Annotated in this window: 28 protein-coding genes; 19 read left to right on the top strand and 9 right to left on the bottom strand. The window is 45.4% G+C overall.

The window, feature by feature from the left end:
* Window positions 1–2: 2 nt before the first annotated feature.
* The 5 genes from trbD to STH12_RS21315 all read right to left on the bottom strand — a co-directional run bounded on the left by trbD (window position 3) and on the right by STH12_RS21315 (window position 3,113).
* Window positions 3–296 carry a conjugal transfer protein TrbD gene (trbD, locus tag STH12_RS21335; protein ID WP_126169659.1) on the bottom strand — a complete coding sequence of 98 codons (294 nt, stop codon included), beginning with the start codon at window positions 294–296 and terminating at the stop codon, window positions 3–5.
* Window positions 297–308: 12 nt separating this feature from the next.
* The gene (locus STH12_RS21330; protein WP_126169658.1) at window positions 309–632 is read right to left on the bottom strand and encodes a TrbC/VirB2 family protein; all 324 of its coding nucleotides are present in this window, start codon (window positions 630–632) and stop codon (window positions 309–311) included.
* Between the two features lie 8 nt (window positions 633–640).
* The gene (trbB, locus tag STH12_RS21325; protein ID WP_126169657.1) at window positions 641–1,567 is read right to left on the bottom strand and encodes a P-type conjugative transfer ATPase TrbB; all 927 of its coding nucleotides are present in this window, start codon (window positions 1,565–1,567) and stop codon (window positions 641–643) included.
* A 598-nt stretch (window positions 1,568–2,165) separates the two neighbouring features.
* Window positions 2,166–2,309: a TraY domain-containing protein gene (locus STH12_RS21815; RefSeq protein WP_418856635.1), complete on the bottom strand. Its 144-nt coding sequence runs from the start codon at window positions 2,307–2,309 to the stop codon at window positions 2,166–2,168.
* Window positions 2,310–2,489: 180 nt separating this feature from the next.
* The gene (locus STH12_RS21315; RefSeq protein ID WP_126169655.1) at window positions 2,490–3,113 is read right to left on the bottom strand and encodes a helix-turn-helix transcriptional regulator; all 624 of its coding nucleotides are present in this window, start codon (window positions 3,111–3,113) and stop codon (window positions 2,490–2,492) included.
* A gap of 626 nt (window positions 3,114–3,739) precedes the next feature.
* On the opposite strand from STH12_RS21315, the gene STH12_RS21310 reads away from it, so the two are divergent.
* The 10 genes from STH12_RS21310 (at window position 3,740) to STH12_RS21265 (ending at window position 9,006) form a co-directional block, all read left to right on the top strand.
* Entirely contained in the window at window positions 3,740–4,261 is a 522-nt protein-coding gene (locus STH12_RS21310) for a ProQ/FINO family protein (protein WP_126169654.1), read from the top strand.
* Window positions 4,262–4,996: 735 nt separating this feature from the next.
* Complete coding sequence (locus tag STH12_RS21305) at window positions 4,997–5,743, top strand: hypothetical protein (RefSeq protein ID WP_126169653.1); 747 nt, start codon at window positions 4,997–4,999, stop codon at window positions 5,741–5,743.
* Window positions 5,744–6,411: 668 nt separating this feature from the next.
* Window positions 6,412–7,107: a tyrosine-type recombinase/integrase gene (locus tag STH12_RS21300; protein WP_126169652.1), complete on the top strand. Its 696-nt coding sequence runs from the start codon at window positions 6,412–6,414 to the stop codon at window positions 7,105–7,107.
* 32 nt (window positions 7,108–7,139) lie between these two features.
* Complete coding sequence (locus tag STH12_RS21295) at window positions 7,140–7,337, top strand: hypothetical protein (RefSeq protein WP_219031569.1); 198 nt, start codon at window positions 7,140–7,142, stop codon at window positions 7,335–7,337.
* Window positions 7,338–7,411: 74 nt separating this feature from the next.
* A complete protein-coding gene (locus STH12_RS21290; RefSeq protein WP_126169651.1) occupies window positions 7,412–7,642 on the top strand; it encodes a hypothetical protein in 231 nt (76 codons plus the stop codon).
* Between the two features lie 8 nt (window positions 7,643–7,650).
* On the top strand, window positions 7,651–7,893 hold the full coding sequence (locus tag STH12_RS21285) for a hypothetical protein (protein WP_126169650.1): 243 nt from the start codon (window positions 7,651–7,653) through the stop codon (window positions 7,891–7,893).
* A 12-nt stretch (window positions 7,894–7,905) separates the two neighbouring features.
* Window positions 7,906–8,115 (top strand): hypothetical protein, encoded by a 210-nt coding sequence (locus STH12_RS21280; RefSeq protein WP_126169649.1) that lies wholly within the window; start codon window positions 7,906–7,908, stop codon window positions 8,113–8,115.
* 10 nt (window positions 8,116–8,125) lie between these two features.
* Window positions 8,126–8,446, top strand: a complete 321-nt coding sequence (locus STH12_RS21275; RefSeq protein ID WP_126169648.1) for a hypothetical protein — start codon at window positions 8,126–8,128, stop codon at window positions 8,444–8,446.
* A gap of 80 nt (window positions 8,447–8,526) precedes the next feature.
* Complete coding sequence (locus STH12_RS21270) at window positions 8,527–8,712, top strand: hypothetical protein (RefSeq protein WP_126169647.1); 186 nt, start codon at window positions 8,527–8,529, stop codon at window positions 8,710–8,712.
* A gap of 15 nt (window positions 8,713–8,727) precedes the next feature.
* The gene (locus tag STH12_RS21265; RefSeq protein WP_126169646.1) at window positions 8,728–9,006 is read left to right on the top strand and encodes a hypothetical protein; all 279 of its coding nucleotides are present in this window, start codon (window positions 8,728–8,730) and stop codon (window positions 9,004–9,006) included.
* Between the two features lie 434 nt (window positions 9,007–9,440).
* On the opposite strand, the gene STH12_RS21260 is transcribed toward STH12_RS21265, so the two are convergent.
* Complete coding sequence (locus tag STH12_RS21260) at window positions 9,441–9,671, bottom strand: DUF2188 domain-containing protein (protein WP_126169645.1); 231 nt, start codon at window positions 9,669–9,671, stop codon at window positions 9,441–9,443.
* A gap of 271 nt (window positions 9,672–9,942) precedes the next feature.
* Here STH12_RS21260 and STH12_RS21255 point away from each other — a divergent pair, with 271 nt between their 5' ends.
* From STH12_RS21255 to STH12_RS21220, 7 genes are all read left to right on the top strand, one after another.
* Entirely contained in the window at window positions 9,943–10,635 is a 693-nt protein-coding gene (locus STH12_RS21255; RefSeq protein WP_126169644.1) for a ParA family protein, read from the top strand.
* Window positions 10,628–10,990 (top strand): hypothetical protein, encoded by a 363-nt coding sequence (locus STH12_RS21250; protein ID WP_126169643.1) that lies wholly within the window; start codon window positions 10,628–10,630, stop codon window positions 10,988–10,990. The genes STH12_RS21255 and STH12_RS21250 overlap by 8 nt, the downstream gene beginning before the upstream one ends.
* A gap of 31 nt (window positions 10,991–11,021) precedes the next feature.
* Window positions 11,022–12,260 (top strand): phosphoribosyltransferase, encoded by a 1,239-nt coding sequence (locus STH12_RS21245; RefSeq protein WP_126169642.1) that lies wholly within the window; start codon window positions 11,022–11,024, stop codon window positions 12,258–12,260.
* A 5-nt stretch (window positions 12,261–12,265) separates the two neighbouring features.
* Entirely contained in the window at window positions 12,266–12,472 is a 207-nt protein-coding gene (locus STH12_RS21240) for a hypothetical protein (protein ID WP_126169641.1), read from the top strand.
* Window positions 12,473–12,622: 150 nt separating this feature from the next.
* Window positions 12,623–13,243 (top strand): recombinase family protein, encoded by a 621-nt coding sequence (locus tag STH12_RS21235; RefSeq protein ID WP_126169640.1) that lies wholly within the window; start codon window positions 12,623–12,625, stop codon window positions 13,241–13,243.
* Between the two features lie 27 nt (window positions 13,244–13,270).
* On the top strand, window positions 13,271–13,663 hold the full coding sequence (locus STH12_RS21230) for an H-NS histone family protein (protein ID WP_126169639.1): 393 nt from the start codon (window positions 13,271–13,273) through the stop codon (window positions 13,661–13,663).
* Between the two features lie 314 nt (window positions 13,664–13,977).
* Window positions 13,978–14,247, top strand: a complete 270-nt coding sequence (locus STH12_RS21220; RefSeq protein WP_126169637.1) for a PapB/FocB family fimbrial expression transcriptional regulator — start codon at window positions 13,978–13,980, stop codon at window positions 14,245–14,247.
* Between the two features lie 23 nt (window positions 14,248–14,270).
* On the opposite strand, the gene STH12_RS21215 is transcribed toward STH12_RS21220, so the two are convergent.
* From STH12_RS21215 to STH12_RS21205, 3 genes are read right to left on the bottom strand one after another with little or no spacing between them, the layout of a single operon-like run.
* Window positions 14,271–14,708 carry a conjugal transfer protein TraM gene (locus tag STH12_RS21215; RefSeq protein ID WP_126169636.1) on the bottom strand — a complete coding sequence of 146 codons (438 nt, stop codon included), beginning with the start codon at window positions 14,706–14,708 and terminating at the stop codon, window positions 14,271–14,273.
* On the bottom strand, window positions 14,705–15,430 hold the full coding sequence (locus STH12_RS21210; RefSeq protein ID WP_126169635.1) for a nucleotide-binding protein: 726 nt from the start codon (window positions 15,428–15,430) through the stop codon (window positions 14,705–14,707). The genes STH12_RS21215 and STH12_RS21210 overlap by 4 nt, the downstream gene beginning before the upstream one ends.
* 9 nt (window positions 15,431–15,439) lie before the next feature.
* A complete protein-coding gene (locus STH12_RS21205; protein ID WP_126169634.1) occupies window positions 15,440–15,760 on the bottom strand; it encodes a TraK family protein in 321 nt (106 codons plus the stop codon).
* A gap of 356 nt (window positions 15,761–16,116) precedes the next feature.
* Between STH12_RS21205 and traJ the strand changes: the two genes are divergently transcribed.
* Together traJ and traI are read left to right on the top strand one after the other, a co-directional pair.
* A complete protein-coding gene (traJ, locus tag STH12_RS21200; RefSeq protein ID WP_126169633.1) occupies window positions 16,117–16,506 on the top strand; it encodes a conjugal transfer transcriptional regulator TraJ in 390 nt (129 codons plus the stop codon).
* Window positions 16,503–18,656: a TraI/MobA(P) family conjugative relaxase gene (gene traI / locus STH12_RS21195; protein ID WP_126169632.1), complete on the top strand. Its 2,154-nt coding sequence runs from the start codon at window positions 16,503–16,505 to the stop codon at window positions 18,654–18,656. Before traJ ends, traI begins: the two co-directional genes overlap by 4 nt.
* Window positions 18,657–18,792 lie beyond the last annotated feature (136 nt).

Below are 18,792 nucleotides of genomic sequence, written 5' to 3'. Positions count from 1 at the left end.
AGTCATGTCCTTCTTGAGTAGTCTTTTGGGGCGTGAGGGGGGTAGTAGGCTTGATAGCTCGTAAACCGGTGAAATATGCGAGACATATCAGGATCGGCATTGGCCATCATTCTCAGTAGCGGCATAACCACAATCCATAACAGCACACCGATGAAAAAGGTGAACCAGGTTTGCAGTGTGACGACGAAAATAAGCACCACCAAAAACAACCCATAGACCAATTTACGCTCCCCTCCCAACACCAAATTGCTGCGATTGAAATGAAAGATAGGTGCGCGATTGAGTTGTGACTCCATGAGGAATGTCCTCTAAATCGATGTTGACGATATGCCGAATACTGACGAGAGAATGTTCACAGCGAACAGAATCACTGAAATGACGAGCGCGATGAAGACCAGGGTCTTAATCAGGTTGGTAATTTCCCCGCCCCAAATGAGCGTGGCCCCGGATGCGGCAATGGCCAACACGGAGATCCCAAATGCAACCGGGCCCGTAATTGACGCCACAATTTTTGACAGTGGAGTTTCCCAGGGCATACCAGTACTGCTTGATGCGTAAGCCATATCCGGAAGCATCATCATCAATAGGAGAATCGAAATGGTGACAAGACCAGGCAGGTGCGTTTTATTCATGTTTACCTCTAGGCAAGCTGTTGATATTGATATTGGTTTGATTCATATCCCGTGACCTGAATAACCTCCTCAATTCTGCGGCCAGACGGGTGCTTTTTGATAAAAACAACGACATTGATAGTGCTGGCTATCATTGCCTTGTTTACATTTGGGGTTGCTTCTGAGAGCAGATCTTCTAATCGGTGCAGTCCTTGCGCGGCACTGTCGGCGTGGATTGTTGCGATGCCGCCAGGGTGGCCGGTGTTCCAGCCCTTAAGCAATTCAAGCGCTTCCCCGCCCCGCACTTCGCCGACCAATATTCGGTCGGGCCGAAGTCGCAAAGTTGCCCTCAGTAGGCGATTAATGCTGGTGTGTTCGTTGCTGCGCAGGATGACCGAGTTTGGCGCAGTGCATTGCAGCTCGTTGGTATCTTCCATGATAACAATCCGTTCGTCTGGATTGTTTTGCACCATGGTATCGATGAGGGCGTTGGCGAACGTGGTTTTACCGCTGCCGGTACCTCCGACGATGAGTATGTTCTTGTGAGTGCGGATAGCCGCTAACAGCGTCGTGTACTGGTGTTCAGTCAGTATGTTGTTTTCAATATAGTTTTTCAGGGTAAACACTTTGAGTGCTTTTTTTCGGATGGTGAATGCGGGGTTCTTTGTGACAGGGGGATATATTCCCTCAAATCGAGAGCCATCTAATGGAAGCTCGCACTCCAGGATAGATTTTTCATCGCTGATGGTCACATTGTGATACCCGGCAACGGCTTTCATAAACAGGCTGGCTTGAGCCGGTTGCATTGAACCAAAAATACACATTGGTTCCCCGAATTGTTCTACCCATAATTGACCGTCAGGATTCAGCATAATTTCAATTACATTGGGGTCTTGCAGTTTTGCAAATAGGGTTTCTCCCATGTGCGATTTGATACTTTGAAGTCGGGATTCCATTCATCACCTTTGGGCCGGTTTAGTTGAAAAAGAGACAAGATGTTGAGCAGTGATACTGCTGCGTAAATCCAATAGAGGTGTTCCATGGTCAGCATGTGAAATTCCTTTTCGTGTAATGATTTTATGGATTGCGAGTGTAAGGTAATTCATAAAATCACTATTCAAACACCCCCATAAACAGGGGGTGTAGTGAATGTGGTTATCTACCAAGCCGCCGATAACCGGCGGGGCTGTATGCATTTGTGGGTCATGCTCTCAAGTCGGGCTAAATACCCTCACAGGCCACAGGTTTTTCCTGTGTGTTAACGCTTTTATGGCGTTCCTGTGCTCGGTCGCCACCAGAGGCATACAGGTCTGTTTCAGCGACTTTCTGTTCTCCCTCGCTGGCACCTGGGAGTGAGCCAAGCAAAATAGTCACGCTATTTGTGCTTCTCGTTCATAGGCTAGATTGTTAAATAACGGTGCGGCTAGCGCTTGCAGCATTTGATAACGCTGCCAAATTTGGGGTGCAAAAAGCCCTGCGCTACGCGCATCATTTATATTTTCAGGTAACAGAAATTAATGTTGTTTAAGTAACTTTCAGAAATAGTCAGTCTAACTATCTTTTTGTCACAGTTCCTCGAACTTCTATTTTTCTGTACTTGATTAAATGGTCGCTGAGGCGCATTTCAGCCTCATGTTCCAGGTCTCGATTTGACGCTTTTGCACTCTCCTCAAGTAGTTTAAAATTACGAGCAACCATTCTGATGGTGACTACCAAATCTTTATATTCAGGGCCTGTCACTGTGGTACTCCTGTCGTTAATTCCATAAATAGTAGAGCATATATTTTTCGGCTTGTATGTCGTGTTAAACACGACAAAATGTTATCAAACAGTTAAATTTTAAGACCGTTTTGCTATAGCGATTACGTTATTTATTCCTCAAGGGTAAATTGTGTCAGGGAATGGGAATAAGTCTCGTCTTGCGACTTCGATGATTAATTCGTGGGTGGTGCTGACCCGGAACTTTTTTTTCAGCCTTTGCAGATGAGTATCGTAAGTAGAAATGGAGATATTTTCTTGTTCCAAAATAGCCTTTCGACTCACGCCGTTCATCAGCATGGACAGGATGACGAATTCCTTTTTTGACAGGTTGGCGACCTGGTGCATAAGGCGCGGGGCGGTGAGCTGCTCAAGCTCATCATCGGACAAGGGCAGCAATAGCGTGTGAGTGCCTGCAAGCTGACCTGCATTGTTTGGCAGCGCCACGGTGTATCGAAGCAGGAATGTGCGCCGTGAATTGTTTGGATGCTCGAATCTAAACAATCTAACGGATGTGTCGCCACAGAGCACAGCGAGGTCGTGTGCGATGACGTCAGCGGCCTGTTCCTGCCAGAGCAAATCTTCATCGGTCAGACCAATCAGTTGTTCTACAGGCTGTCCGGCGTAGTCCGCATAGCCGTAACTGGCCGCAATATATTGGTGCGACAGGTCTTTCACGGCCAGCAGTGCATGGTGCGTGGCAATAATGGGGGATTGTTGAAAGTGTTCGAAAGTCCTCTTCATAGGAAATACCCCCCTATGAAAAAGATTTTTTGTGCCAGTGCAGCTTCTGGCCGCATACGCCAGTTGAATGCACTGGGCAGATCTGTACTATGTCTGCCAGTCATACTTGCCACTCCTGTCGTGGTAGGTTTGATTAGCAGTACGTGGGTGTTGTCGCACCCACGTACTGCGCATGTTTTGTGTAGATTGTAAAAATCTGGGCAAATACTAAACGAAAATATTTTGTCGTCGCAATGGTTTTTGGTGAGTTTTTTCGCGACAAATGGTGATTTTTAGGTACAGAAAATGAGCAGAGGGTGTTTTGGGGTGCCCTTGCTAAGTTGTTGAAAATGATCGTTTTTTCATTATCATATTGCTTATCCATAGCAACCTACCCCCATAAGGTTCTGTGGTAGCAGCCAAAGAGTGTTAGTCCTACTCTTTGGCTGCGTATTTCTGTTTTACCGTATCTGCATGTGTTCGGCCTTTGTCTGGTTAGTATCTTCTTCTTAACACCCATCTTGCGAAGAAGGAATGTGTAAGATGTTGAAATAATAATGTTTTAATGTTCATTATTTTTTTGCGTTTTTGCCACTGGCTCAAGGCGTTGATATGATAGATGTAAATGTCTGTAGCGGGAGTTTCAAATGAGCAGACCTATTCTGTCGTTAAAGCGAAAAACCACCTCTCAACCTCCCTCATTTCCCCCAGCGCCAGTTCCGGCAGTGACGCCTGCAGGGCCTTCTGATAATCCTCCGCAGACCAAGGCGCAGCGCAAACATCAGGCATGGCTGGCAAGGCAGGAGCAGGCAAGGCTGGAAAAGCTGGCCAGAAAGGCAGAGAACAAGCAAAAATCAGAGCGCGAGCGGCAGGAGTTTGAAGAACAGGTCGTACAATCCCGTACATTTCTGGCGACATTGGGTTTAAAGGCTCCTATGGCGGTAGGTTCAGGCAAGGAGCTGCTGGCGCGGTTTCGACAGGAAGGGTTCAGCCACAAAGCATCGAAAAGGGCTATTCGCGAGTGGGTGACCAGCAGAGAGTATTTGGAAACAGTGTTGGCAGCCTCTGTTCGGTTTAACCTGGACGGTAGCGTAGCCTCAGAGGTATCAGAGCTGGAAAAGAAATACACCATCAGCAAGCTTAAAAAACTGGATGCCAGAAGTATTTGATAGCAAAAAAACCCCTGTGGAGAGAGCCGCAGGGGTGGAAGAACGTTGGTTTAGGTATCTTTAACAAACACACACTTCTGCTTTTCCTGCTTCCTTGCTATGCAATTTAAAACGAGTAAACAGCAGAGTGGTTACTATATATTGATGGCTGGCTGATGTGGGTTAATAGTTGTAATTGTTGATTAAATGCCATTAATAGGCTGGGCGGAGCCTACTTATTTAAGAGCTGTAGGCATTGCTTCGAAGCACCAGCCACGTTTGTTTTGAATTTTTTGGGGTTTTTGGGGTTAAAAGTTTGAAAAGAGGCGGGGCTTGGGTTAGACTAAGTGCAGTTCTTTGGTGAGAGTGCAGCACATAGCTTGCTATCACCACATTAACGTATGTTATGTGGTGTACATTTATCAAAGAATAGAATGTGCTGGGACTGACCTCTTGGCGTGAAGCATTCGACAAAAAAGCCGACTTATCCGAATGGGTCGGCTTTTTTGCGCCCCAAAATCAGTAAATTAAGCTGCTGAGGGGATATTGATCTTTGCGATCGTTTTCAGTACAGTGGATCCATCGTTTGGACTAGTCACCCAAACACCCTCAACATTCGGAACCTAAAAATGCCAATTTTCCAGTTTGGCTGCTATGTGCAGCACCCTGATAGAGACATAAGACACATAACCCCACTTTGCAAAAAAGCTGTGATCATTCGATCTACACAGCCCCACTGCATGGCGGATATGTGTCATGCAACCGCATAAGAAGCTCACTGCAGCTGACAAGTCACGGCTGAAACGTCAACGGCTACGCGATCAAAAGCGTGCTGCGGCGCTTGCTGTCCGGCGTAACAGTGCCGCTGTTGGCGCTAACGCTTTTAAAGCAAGTCTTGAAGGGTTTAAACTCAAAAAGGGCAAGCTGCCCCGTTATTTCAACGAGCTAATCAACAATGCTCGACGCCTTGTGTATACCAGGGCGTTGGAGATTGACGACGGCGGCGTATCTCGAACCATATCTGATCGAACAAAGCGGAAGTTGTTTGAAATCACTGTGACGTTACTGACAACCTGCGATCTAGTCAGTGGCCAAGTCGGCAAAGCGAAGAATATAGGCTTTGATCCAACAAGCCACGATGCGCTGATGTTGGCTCACGCCAAGCGCTGGGGAGAAGCAATCCCCAGCTCTACCTGGTACAGATATATTGATGTGCTGAAACGGGCGGGTGTCTACAACGTGCAAGAGGTCAAAAAAGCAGATGAAGCCGGCACGGTGCGTTCCCGGGCAGCTTATAAATGGCTGTCGAATCAATTTTTGCTCGCAATAGGGGTGTATTCAGATCACATACGCTCACAAATCGCGGCATCGTATCAACGTGCAATCGCAAATGGGCTGTCATTTAAATGGCGTGTGTTCAAGCGACAGTTGCCATTGAACAAACGAGTGACCTCAGATCTATTTTTTGATCCTGTCTCAGATCCCCCTCCCCTGCCGCATTAACCGTGCATACCTGATTACCGTCCGCAGGCGGGGTCCACCCCTGCCTGAGTGTCCCCAAAATGCTGTATGGAGCCATTTTGGAGCTTAATACAGCTGCTTTTACTGCTTGTGAAACCGCGTTGCACAACTGATTTGGCATTACTTTTCACTCGAGGATGTGCTCTTGTGCATAACCCATGTATATCTAATACTAAATGGGAGTAAGAAAAAGGAGTATGAAGTGGGAGCCCAAAAGCTTTTTGATTTTAAAAGAGTAATTCTTAGTAAAAGAGAAATTATTAAAAGACAAAAAAGCGGTGGATAAATCCACCCAAAAATGCCTCGCCACGTCCTAGCTAACGCTAGGGGCGAGTATTAAGAACACCACTGAATATTTCTTTTGTCTCCGACCATCCAGATCCTGACTCACTGCCAAGGCTGCATGCCTGCGGCGCTTGCCGCTTCGCGGCTGTCTGGCAGGACGAAGGGCAATTTCTATGCCGGTTAATGAGGGCTTCAATGACTTAGTAATATGCAGGTCAGGTGATTGCTTAGCATTAAGGGCCGTGGCCCTTAATAATCCCGTTTCCGTGAACGCCCCGCCGGGCCTTGTGATATGCTTATCAGGAGGCCCAAACCTCACTTTCTCAATACCCTGCCGCTATGCGGCATCAAATTGAGGAAGCCCCATGAAATACAAACCCAATCCCAAGCCAGTCAGCCGCCAAGCGGCATCCCTTCGCCCTGGGCAGTTCAAACACGTTTTGCGCGTAGCCTCCGTTTCTGGCCGTCAATCGGTTCGTGATGTGATGCTGCTGTGGCTCACCCACACAACAGGCATCCGTGTAACTGAGCTCGCACTGATACAGATCCGCGACATCATGCACCCCTCGGGAGCATTGCGGGATGAGGTCTATTTGCGCGGTGCTATCACTAAGCACGGCACCCCGAGGGTCGTCTATCTGACGCATCCGAAAGCTGTGGCCGCTGTTATTGCCTGGTTGGATTACCGTATAAGCCGAGGCTGGCAACTGGGAGAGTCGGGGCTGTTCCGTGGGTTTGTCCCGTCTGAAAAGCTTGTGCTAACTCACAAGGGGCGCTCGTTTGAGTTGGCGCGAAAGCGCCGGGTCATCGAGTCAGGCCCGGTTGAGTATCTGTGCTGTGATGCGCTCCAGCAGACAATCAGCCGCATCTATCGCAGAGCGGGGATCAAAGGCGGCTCCAGCCATTCAGGACGGCGAACGCTGGCCTCGCGGGTGCTGGCGCAGACGGGGCGAATAGAAGATGTACAGCAGGTGCTGGGACATATCGATGTTGACCATAGTTGGCCGTATCTCGATGTAGACCCCAAAACGATTAGACGCGCATTTGAATTGGCGCTATGATGCGAAATATATTTCTAGCACAGGAGGCAGTTTTGAAAGTAGATGAGTTGAAACCCGTTGCGCCTGACGATCTCAAGGAGCTAATAGCGAAAAAGGGTTGGAGCCCTGAGCTTATAGCTATGCGGTGGGGGATGACAAAGCGCAGAGTGCAGCAGATTATCGCGGATACCGATAGGCCGAGGTACTATGATGATGCAATCAACAACCTCCCGCTTATCGTAAAAAAGTGAAATATATTTCTTGATTTGGCGTGAAATATACTTCACTATATTCCTATCGAAATGAGCAATAGGAAACAACAACCATGAAACACGCCGCCGCCCTTGCCTTATTTTTGCTGGAGCAGACAGGCTCTGTTTTCGGAGTTTGGTCAGGCTGGATGACTGCTAAGGCCCAGCGAGAGCTGTTTGGGCAATTCCTCGGTAAAGGGATCATCATCATTGATGGCGAGCGGGAGACAATCTGTAATCGGGTAAAGGTGTGTTTTGGTCTTGATTATGATGATCGTAATGTGCGCCAGTGGCGAGCGCTGTAGGGGGTTCTATGGTTGATTTGAGTAAGAGTGTTGATAAGGCTAACAAGGCGAAAGCCAAAGCCGCCAAGGAAATGCATAAGGCGGCTACCGCCCTGCGGGATTGGTTCAGGGCCGAACGTGAAGCTGGCAGGCTGCACCCCAACTCTCAGGAGGGGCGGGATACACGTTTAACACTTGCGCGTGAGCTGGAGGAATTTGCCTTATTCACAGAAGGGCAGCTCGAAAGCGCCCAACAACGAATGACAAGTTAAAGGAAACCGGGCATGGCCAAAGCAAAACAATTGACAGAGTGGCAAAAAGGCGTCCTTTACGCCGCCGCTTGGATGATTGAAATGACAGATCAACCAGGTGATGCCGCCGAGCTGATTATTTCGGCAGGGCTTGAGGATGCTGACTGTTCCTCCCTGGATGACTACGAAAAAGAACGTCTTCGTGAGGTTAAGAAAAGTGTGGGCCTCAAGGGTTTGAGTTAAGGAAAGCAGTATGAGTGTTTATTCAAAAAAGCTGAACAAAGAATGGCGAGAGGCGTTTGAAGAGTATGAACGCCTCTGCGGATTCGAGCCAATGTACCAAGATGATATTGATGCAGGAGTAATGACGCCGCAGGAGGCATGGAGCTTTAATATTCAGTTTTTAGAAAATGTACTCAGCGATATAACTCATATCCGCACTCCAGATCTTGAAGAGCAAGAAATTGACGATTTGATTTCGCCCATGGAGGAAGCATTAGAGAACTGGAATGAAATGAATGGGGCCAAGAGTCACACTGTCATTATTGGCAAAACTCAGGATGGAATGAGTTAAGGGAAACCGGAATGGGTCTGCAAAACACAACATATTGTGCTCATCGTCAGCTGGATAACCACAACATATAGGATTTTGCTATGAACTCACAAACAGCAGTAGTGTCGTATCAAGTGGCAACATACTCCGGTGAAATCGAAGTGTCATGCCATGAAGATGAAGATAACAGCGTGATTGAAGCTAGGGCGAAGCAAAGGCTAACCCGGCAATCAGGTGGCAGCCTTCCCTTCGGCTGTTGTGAATTCCAAGTCAAAGAACGCAACTGATCAAGGAAACTAATTATGTCAGAGGAATTGATCCAAACTTTGAGGCGTTATGCAAAAGGCCGTGCCAATGATGTTGAGCGAGGTCTTGAATCTCCTGAATTATCGGCTCTATTGGTTGAAAAATATGCTGTTGGAATGGTTGACGCAGTACGAGCGCTTTCTCTCGACATTGACATTAATGCATTAACGAAAGAAGCAGATCTGTTATGCAAATGGATTGATCCACAGAGTGTAGAAAACAGGGCGTTACGCTACTCAAGAGTGGCCAAATTAGACCTATCAACTGAACGTTGAGGGTTCACATATGAGTAACGAGAATTAAGTTAAGGGAATTCAGTATATGGCTTCGATAGCGCAGCACTTGAAGGACGTGATGATAGAGACTGGGGCTGATACTGCGTGGGCGGGTGATCCTGACTTGCTTTTAACGGCTTATGCGCGGTCAGGCGGAAAGGTGGTACACCCTCTGAACCGCATAAAAGCGGTTGTAGATGCCGCCCGTCGCTCATCGCTTTTTGAGGCTGATGGATATATCAGAGCCTGTGATTGCAGTGGCACCAGGGAAATCCTGCATCCGGCATTTAAGATCGCAAGTTAAAGGAAACCGATAATGAGCGATGAAAGCAGAAGCTCAGGCTGTTATGGAGCGTCAGTGTTAGTGATAAAAGCCACCGGCGCCATCCGGGGCTTTTATCACTAACACTGAATATAGCTAGCTATATTTTTATTTATCCTTTGGTATTCTTCGGATCATTGCCGTAGCTGTGTTTGGCACGGATCTGGCCATTATCACCACGATGAATTGAAACTTCGGATTGAGCTTTTTGCGCGAGTTCTCTAGTCCTTTCAAAAACTTCTTTTTGAGTTGTACCTGTCACGCTAGCCCTTGTAGCGTCTTGCCGCTTACCCTTCCATGTTCCGTCGGTGTCTTGGTATACGTTGTAGTCGTTGTCTGACATAAATCACCTCAGATGAATAAGTGTAAAATTGGATCACCATGTGCAATAACGCACTCCTATTACATTGGGATTTATGTCCTGGAATTCAAGTAAATGGCTATCCGCTCGATAGTATAGCTAGCTATTCACTATTTTGATAGCTAGCTATCTTGAGTGCGGCTAGCTAATGCGCTACAGTATAGCTAGCTAGGTTTATATGGTATAGCTAGCTAGGTTTATATAGTATAGCTAGCTAGGTTTGTTGTGTTTTAAATAACATGGAGTAGCGAAGATGGCCGTAATTGCGTTTGCACAGAGTAAAGGTGGGGCTGGTAAGACGACGGCTTGTGTAACACTGGTCGGTGAGTTGTGTCGTCAGGCATCACTATCAAATAGTGATATTAAAGTTACCCTGATTGATACAGACCCTAACCAGCATAGTGCAGGCTGGGCGAAAAAAGACGGGTGCCCCAAAAATCTGGTTTTGATTGAAAAATCCAATGAAGAGACGGTCTTGGATGATATCGATGCTGCCAGCTCGACGACTCAGTTTGTATTGGTTGACCTAGAGGGAACAGCTAACTTTGCTGTAACTCAGGCTATTAGCCGCGCTGATTTGGTTATTGTTCCTTGCCAGGCGTCCGAGGATGATGCTGCAGAAGCTGCTAGAACTATTGGGCTGATACGAAAACAAGGTCGATTGCTAGGTCGGAAAATCCCGTGTTGTATCCTGTTGACTCGTACAAGCGCTGCTATTCAAACCCGCTTGCTGAAACTAATTAAACAAGATTTTATCGACAACGGGGTACATATCCTGGACTCGTCGTTAATTGATAGAGAAGCTTTTAGAGCGGTTCGTAGTTATGGCGGTATAGTCAATGATTTAGATCCGACTTTAGTATCGGGTATTGATAAAGCTGCAAGTAATGCTAAAGCATATGCGAATGATGTAAAACGTATGTTGATTGGGGGAAGTCATGACTAACACACGCCAGAAAATAGTTATTGGTGCCGAGGATGATATTTCCCTTGAAGCTGTATTGGAAAAATCTGTACGGATTCCGCAAGAACCATTGAGTGACAGGCAGTTAAGAGAAATTGAGGCGCAATCAGAGAGTATGGGATTTGCTCGTCGGCAAAACCGGAAGCGTTCCCCCTATGTCATCCAGAAAAATATTAAAATTCGAGTAGGTATGGATGAGCTTCTGGCTGAACTAGGTCAGGCTATCGGCTCTAAAAGCGACCAGGAAACCTTTGATATAGCAATTTCTAAGCTGGTTGAAAGCGTTGGCTCAGTCAGACTTACTGCTATGTTGGAAAACATTGCTGCAAAAAAGTAGAGCCCCTCGCCTGATAAAAATGGGAGGAGTCTTGAATAAACTCGGGATTGGTGAGCGAGCACCTTGGGACGATTTCCCCGAAGTGATAAGAAATGGCGACTTGGGGGCGTTGAAGAACGAGCCCGAGTACGTGGCGGCTAAGTCTGGCAATATGCCTGCGGCCTTCGAGCTGGTACATAGGCTTCTTATTGATGAAACGGTGGAGGCTATCAGGGAGCGAATAGGGGACTGTAAGCCCGTGGTTTTGCCTGTTTTAGCTGTCGAGGCATCCGGCAATAACAAAATACCACTTGCAATGGCAGAGGTGCTTGCTGATAGGTTGGGTCTGGACGTATCGCTAAACATCATACAAAGCGTTAAGGTTGGTCGAACGGATTCTGGTGCTGACCATCGTCTTGCGTTTAATCCTACATTTGAGGGAGAGGTCACGCAGGGGCAAAAGTACCTGATTGTTGATGACACATTGACAATGGGGGGGACGGTAGCCTCTTTACGAGGCTATGTAGAGAACAGAGGTGGTAAAGTTGTAGCTGCTGCTGTTATGACTGCACACGAAGGCACCCTTAAGCTCCCTGTCAAGATTTCCATGCTGGCCTCTATAGAAAGCAAGCATAGTTCGGGTATGAATCAATTTTGGTTGGAGACGTTTGGTTATGAGATCGACAAACTCACGCAAGGTGAAGCTGGACACCTCAAATCAGCCAAGAGTGTTGACGCTATCCGAGAAAGAATTCTTGCGGCAAGACATGAAGGAATCGAGCGATTGGGTGCGAACCGAATTGAAGCGCCGACGAGCTCAAGAGGCGAGGGACGTTCGGGGGTAAAGGTTGAGCAGAACTATCAGGAAATGCTGGCCATCTATACTGAGGCCAAACATCGTCAGGTAGAAAGTGTCGAGACTCGCTTAGTAAACTTGATTGACCAGCAGCGGATGCGATTACAACAAACGCAGTCGAGTCACCCCGGTTTCTTTTCTATGCCCAGAACCCGCAATACCTGGAAACTTTCCCTAATACAGCAGAAAAGCCGGTTACAGACTCTTCAAAGTCGCTTGGAGATTGTCATCGAAATTAAAGAAGGTATAGGGTTGTATTCGATGCGGGTTGAAGAGCTGGCAACAAGGAAGATGAGGGCACAAAATCCCGAACTAGCCGATAATTGGGATTCGTTACAGCAGGCAAAGCGACAACATCAAGCACCGATAAAAAAGCAAGAACAAGAACTGAAGCAAGATAAGAAAAAACGTGGGGGGCGAACCCTTGGGAGGTAATCGAAATGGAATTAAATGTACTCAGTGATGTTTTGACACTATCTCTTCAAGATATTGAAGAACTTTTAGCTACCACTAAACAAGAGCGTTCACAGGGCTTTATAATCGATCAACAGGGTCAAAAAAGTATCATTGATGTTCAACGGTTTGATGAAGTTATTGGGATCCTTCAAGAGGCAGTTGCTGTTAAAGGCAACCAGGAAGCGAACTAAGTTAAGAACTTTGATGATGCTCCAAGGCTCTTTTAAGTTGCTTTTTTAAAGTGGCTCTTTTAGGTTGGTTTATCTAATTTGAGCCTGGCGGTTTTGTGGTGGCTTTTTTGGGTATACTCAAGTGAGCTAGGAGGCTGCGGCGGTATAAAAATGAAAGTTGCTAGAATCTATATGCGTGTTAGTTCAGAGAGCCAAGACCTTGAGCGGCAGGAAAGGCTTGTTTCTGACGCAAAGGCCAAAGGTTACTATGTTGCAGGGATATACAGAGAAAAAGCCTCGGGAGCTCGTGCAGATCGACCTGAACTACTCCGCATGATTGCGGATTTGCAGCCTAATGATGTTGTTATTGCGGAAAAGTTGGATCGAATCAGCCGATTGCCGCTGCTGGATGCTGAAAAGCTGATCCAGAGTATTAAGAACCGAGGGGCAAAGCTGTCCATACCTGGTGTTGTGGATTTGTCTGAATTGGTTGATGATTCTAGTGGTGTTGCCCAGATTGTTTTGGACGCTATTCAGAATTTGCTTTTACGCCTGGCGCTTCAAGCTGCGAGGGATGACTACGAAGATCGGCGAGAGCGCCAACGACAGGGAATTGAGCAAGCCAAGGAAGGAGGGAAATTTAAAGGACGAAAAGCGAATGTGCAACTGCATAGCTTCATTGTTGCATTGCGAAAATCTGGAGAGTCAATCTCTTTAACGGCACAAAAAGCAGGATGCAGTAAAGCAACTGTAAAAAGAGTTTGGCAGACGTATTTGCAAACCCAATCGTAAGCTTATTTAACTATTATGGAAAAAAGTATGAATGAGTTTCTTGAAATGTTAACACACGGGCGCCGTTTGAAAGCAGCAGTCAAAGATCTACCAGTTGAGCAGTTGTGTAAATTGCTTGCGAAGTTAGAGACAATTATTGCTGATCGTGAAGCCGAGGCTGAGGAAGAGTTGAAAGCCAACGCGGAACGAAACGCTAGAATTGAAGCTATTCGTAAGCAAATGGATGAAATTGGGCTGTCAGTAGAGGATTTAGGTCTTATAACAGCTAAATCCGCAAGTAAGAAGCGAGCACCTCGACCAGCTAAATACAAAATCGTCGTAGATGGCCAGGAAGTTATCTGGACAGGTCAGGGGCGTACACCTACGGCATTTCGGAATGCCGTAGAAGGCGGTGCAGCTTTGGAAGATTTCCTAATTTAATCGGCAAGGTTGGCAAAATATCGGCTATCCCTGTCAACTTGGGCGGGGATAGTTGAATTTTTATAAAAGGGCATGCATGGAATGGATTTTTTACAGTGCAGTACTCTAAACGAGCTAGATTGGTATTGGATCCGCAAATTTAGGGCAAGTAAGTGTATAGAAACGTTAGAAATACAAGCGTCTGGAGCAGAGCGGAAAATTCGAAATGATCAGAGTTTGGCTCATCGAGAACGGCGAGACAACTTAGCATCGATTAACACCGCGTATTGTTTTAGGGAACTTGAATTACCCCTGGTTAATAGGGGGTAGTGGGTATGCAGAATCGTCGCTTGATTCATCGTTTGATCCAAGGCCAGGTATCTGACAAGCAGTTTCAGTGTTTACTACGCTTCACAAAGTTCACCAGCGATAGAAAAATTGATGCGTTAAGAGCTTATTTGGTGCTGGGGCATAGCAAGTCAATGGCATACACGGCCAATGACTTAAAAGATTCGAAGTTTGATGAAGCACTGGCTGTGATAAACGAAAAGTGGACGATCCATCAAGAACTCATAGATGCCACAAATGAATCTCGCGCCAAGTAATGAACTCAGAACAACCCTGCTTTTTAGGTGATACTGACAGCTACAAGAATCACAGCGGCAGCCAGTGTAAACACAGAGCTAATCATACTAAATTTAGCTAACTGCATTCCTTTTGAGTTTTCATTAGATAAAATAGTTTTAAACTCAATTAGTGATTTGGTTAATTGATTATTAAAACTATCAATTTGTTCACTGGTTGCGCGTTCTATATTAGCGCGGCTGGCATTTAACGCAGCAGAAATAACCTTTTCAGCCTTATCCTTAGATTCTTCGCTCAATTGTTTCATTGAAAGCTGAATCTCTTCATGAAATACTTTCAATTGATTTTCTTGTATTTCTGCCGCTCTCTTAAGCAATAATTCGTTCATTGTGTACAAAATCAATATCGGATCGTCACGCCCAATACTGATATTATGGATGTTGGCAATATCTTGAATAACTTTCTCTAATTCTTTGTTCATATTATTGAAGCCGCTGTGATTAACTTGAAAATATCCATTTTTAGCATTTTTAAACGCTGACGATTCATAATTGTTAGGGATTCATCGTTAATTGCTTCGTTAAATGTTTTTTTATCACGCAACATATCTTCAAAATCACGGCCAAACGTTTCTTTTTTTAAAGCTGGTAGCTCGATAATAGCTGATACTTTTTCTTTATTTACTGTATAGGCTTTCATATTCTCAAAATGTTTTCCCTCGGCCTCAATCGCTCCCCAATAAGGGTTTAACCAAACAACAAAGGAGCAGTTTTCAGGATATTGATTTACTAGGGAGACAAAGCCATTCAAAGTATCAGATAAAGCCTGGCCGCCTGTAATAATAGTATGAATAATTAACTCATGGCCGAGTTCCTGGATGATATCCGCTATTCCATTTTGAATAATATAGTTTGATAAAGGTACAAAAGAGCTAGCGCCGTTATCAATGATTATATCATTTTCAGTTTGCGCGATTCTTTCAATAAGCGCGTCAAAACTGCGAATATTAATTTCGTCGTTTTCAATAATTTTAAAAGTGTCTACATTTAATTCTTTGTAACTGGCAAATGTGGCGTTAACAGGGTCGGTATCAATACAAGTCACTTTGTCTAGCTGGGCTGTTTTGTATTGAGCAATTAGCGAGGCCACTAATGATTTGCCTACACCGCCTTTACCTTGCAGAACTATATGAATTTTGCTCATGGATTCACCTTAAATTAATTCGCTTTTTTGGGGCTTAGGATTAAATTCAAATTTTTTCGGTTTATTGGGCGCAGGAGCGGCGGCCACTGGTCTAATTGGTTTTTGCTTGTACTTTTTCACATACCCGCGAAACGTGTCATACGAGCACTGTAGCTTTCCTTGATCTGTTAGGTATTCATGGATCACTTTCATGTTATATCCAGAATCCAGTGCCGCAAAGACTTCATCTGATACTGCCAAAAAAAGTACCCACCCGCTTTTTCGGCGTTTTTTGTCTTTTTCAGTTCGACTAGCAAACCATTGGTCAATGCCGCTGACGCCTTTATCCATATAAATCTCTTTTCCGTATTTACCGTGTTTTTATGACTGTTTATCACTGATTTGTAACTGATTTACTTGGTACAAACCGCTTGAAATGCAAGTGAAACGGCGTTTTTACGCAGTTTATCACCCCATTTCCCAAGTTCAAGCGATAAACGAAGTGTGTCCGTTATTTGTTCGTGCTCTAACCTTGGTGTAAGATGTCTTTTAAACTGGGCAGGATGTGTAAAGTACATGTACCGCGATAAATCGCGTACATGACTTTACTTTTCACTTATTCGCATCCCTTCGGGGATGCTCAACGTATCCTGCTCTGCGAGGCTCGCTGACTACCGTCAGCAACTCAATCAAGAGGATGTAGCGCCATGAATGAACCAGCACCCAAAGTACAAAAAGCCTCTAGGAAGGGGAGTCAGCGCATCACGGTTTATTGCCTCCCCGATGAAAAAAAGTTGATTGAAGAAAACGCAAAAGCGGCTGGTAAGACAGCATCATCATTTTTGTTAGCCGTTGGGCAGGGATACCAGGTAAATGGGATCGTTGATGCGGTACAGGTGCGCGAAATGGCAAGAATAAGCGGTGATCTTGGTCGCTTGGGTGGGCTTTTGAAATGGTGGCTTACTGATGATGCAAGAGTTGCAAACTTTACCCCTGAAACTATTCGCGCGGTATTGACAAAAATTGAAGATACGCAAGTTGAATTGGGTGCTGTTATGTCGAATGTGATCCGACCACGATTAGGGCAAAACAAGTGATAGCGAAGCATGTTCCTATTAATTCATTAAAGAAAAGTGACTTTGCAAACCTTGTAAATTATATCACGGATTCACAGGATAAGATTGATAGGGTTGGTCAAATTTCATTTTCAAATTGTCATTCTAATAATTTAGATATGGCAATAAATGAAATTTTAGCCACTCAGCAAATGAATACTCGTACAACTAAAGATAAGACCTATCATTTAATTGTGAGCTTTCGTGCGGGTGAAAATCCGAGTAAAGATATTTTAAATGATGTTGAAAAAACTATCTGTCAAGATTTGGGCTTTGCCGAACACCAGCGAGTAAGTGTTGTGCATTATGATACGGATAATGTTCACATGCATATTGCCATTAATAAAATTCATCCTGAAAAACTAACGGCAGTTGAACCTTTTTACCCCTATAAGACATTGGCTAAATCGTGTGCATCACTTGAAAAGAAACACGGACTGGATGTCGATAATCACATCAGCCTTAAAATTCCTTCCTCTGGTAGAGCGAGTGATTTAGAGCATCACTCAGGTATTGAAAGTCTTGCAGGATGGATTAAACGGGTTTGTTATGAAGATATAAAGTCCTCTAAAAACTGGGATGAACTTCATAAAGTCATGGCGTTTAATGGGCTGGCTTTGCATAAAAAGGGTAATGGTTTTGTTATTGAGAGTGTTGAATCAGGCGTATTTGTTAAGGCAAGTACAGTTGATAGGGCATTTTCTAAAGCAAAATTAGAGGCGAAATTTGGCGAGTTTAAAGAGTCTGATTTTGTTGGTGATAAAAAACGTTTTTATCAGAAAGAACCTAAAAAAATGCGAGTTGACACTAGCGGCTTATACGCTCGTTATCTAAAAGAGCAAGCTAATAATAGGAAGCGAAAAACGTCAATATTAAACGCTTTAAAACGCCGTAAACAATTTGAAGTTGAAATGATTAAACGCTCAGGGAAGCTAAAGCGAATACTGATTTCGTTATCAGATAATTATCTAATGAGAAAGGTTCTCTATCGTCAAGCGAGTAAGTCATTAAAAGATAATATTAAGAAAATAAATCAGAAGTACCAGAATGAACGGCTCGCATTAAACAAGAATAATCGCCGTCATACGTGGGCTGATTGGTTAAGGGAACAGGCCGAGGCCGGGAACGTTGAGGCATTGAACGCATTAAGAGCCCGGAAGGGGGCAACCTTAAAAGGTAATACCTTCTCAGGCCAAGACTCACGCCATGTAAAGAGCGGCGAGGTAGTCACTAAAGGGGGAGTTGTGAGGTATCAGCAGGGAGCAGAGGCGGGGATCCGCGATGATGGCCAACAGTTAAAAATTGTCAGAAACATTACCGCAGAGGGTGTCATTACAGCACTTAGGATGGCCCAGGAGCGATTTGGGAACATGCTGACCGTTAACGGGACCGACGAGTTTAAGGCTTTAGCGGTCAAAGCCGCCGTGGTTGGTCATGTGCGCGTGGTGTTTTCTGCTCCGGAGCTTGAGAAGCTAAAGCAAAAATTATTACTGGAGAAACAACATGACGAAATCAACAGAAGGATCATTGCAGGACGAGGATTTAATCGCGCAGGCGATGGCGCAGATGGACGACGAACTGCCGACAGAAACGACTTTAGACCCTGGGATGAGTTTGCCTCAGGAGTTCGATCCGAACAAAAGTCAGACGTTGGAGCATTTGGAGCGAGAAGCGCCCGACAGGCTGCCGCCGGATATAACAGCGTGCGCCACCTGTCCAGCATCGATGTGGCAAGCATCATCAAGCCAAGTACAGTGCTATTGCCGGGTGATGCATGTAATGACATGGACAAGCAAAGATCCGGACGCGGTGCTGACGCATTGCGATGGAATGTATTTCACTCCAAAATAACTGCGGCACAAATGGCAGCAGCAGAAGCATACATATCAGAGCGTTTAGACAAAAGAGATCAGGGGATATTAGTTCCAGAACATCGCCCCTTAACCCGCCCTACTAAGACGGCCTACCTTGGCGCGAGAAAGGTAAACGGCGTTTCACTAATGCTCTTTGCTGAGCCTGATGGTGCTGTGGCTGTGTTTCCTGTTAGCACATTGAAGCAATTCAAAGTTGGTGAGCTGGTTTCGGTCAACAAGGATGGCGTGGTTTCCAGGGCGAGGAGGACAAGGCGTTAAACATATTGACCATTCCGTCAATGTTTCATAATATAACAGGTGTCAACAAATAGAAGGGCGCAGCATGTATCCTTAATCTGGATTGGTTACATGTTTTTGCTAGTACGGCATACCAGAAATGCCGTATTCGGTTGCC

This window comes from Shewanella khirikhana, from assembly GCF_003957745.1.
Classification (GTDB): domain Bacteria; phylum Pseudomonadota; class Gammaproteobacteria; order Enterobacterales; family Shewanellaceae; genus Shewanella; species Shewanella khirikhana.
The sequence above is the reverse complement of the archived record's forward strand: the minus strand, read 5'-3'. Positions and strand labels throughout refer to the sequence as shown.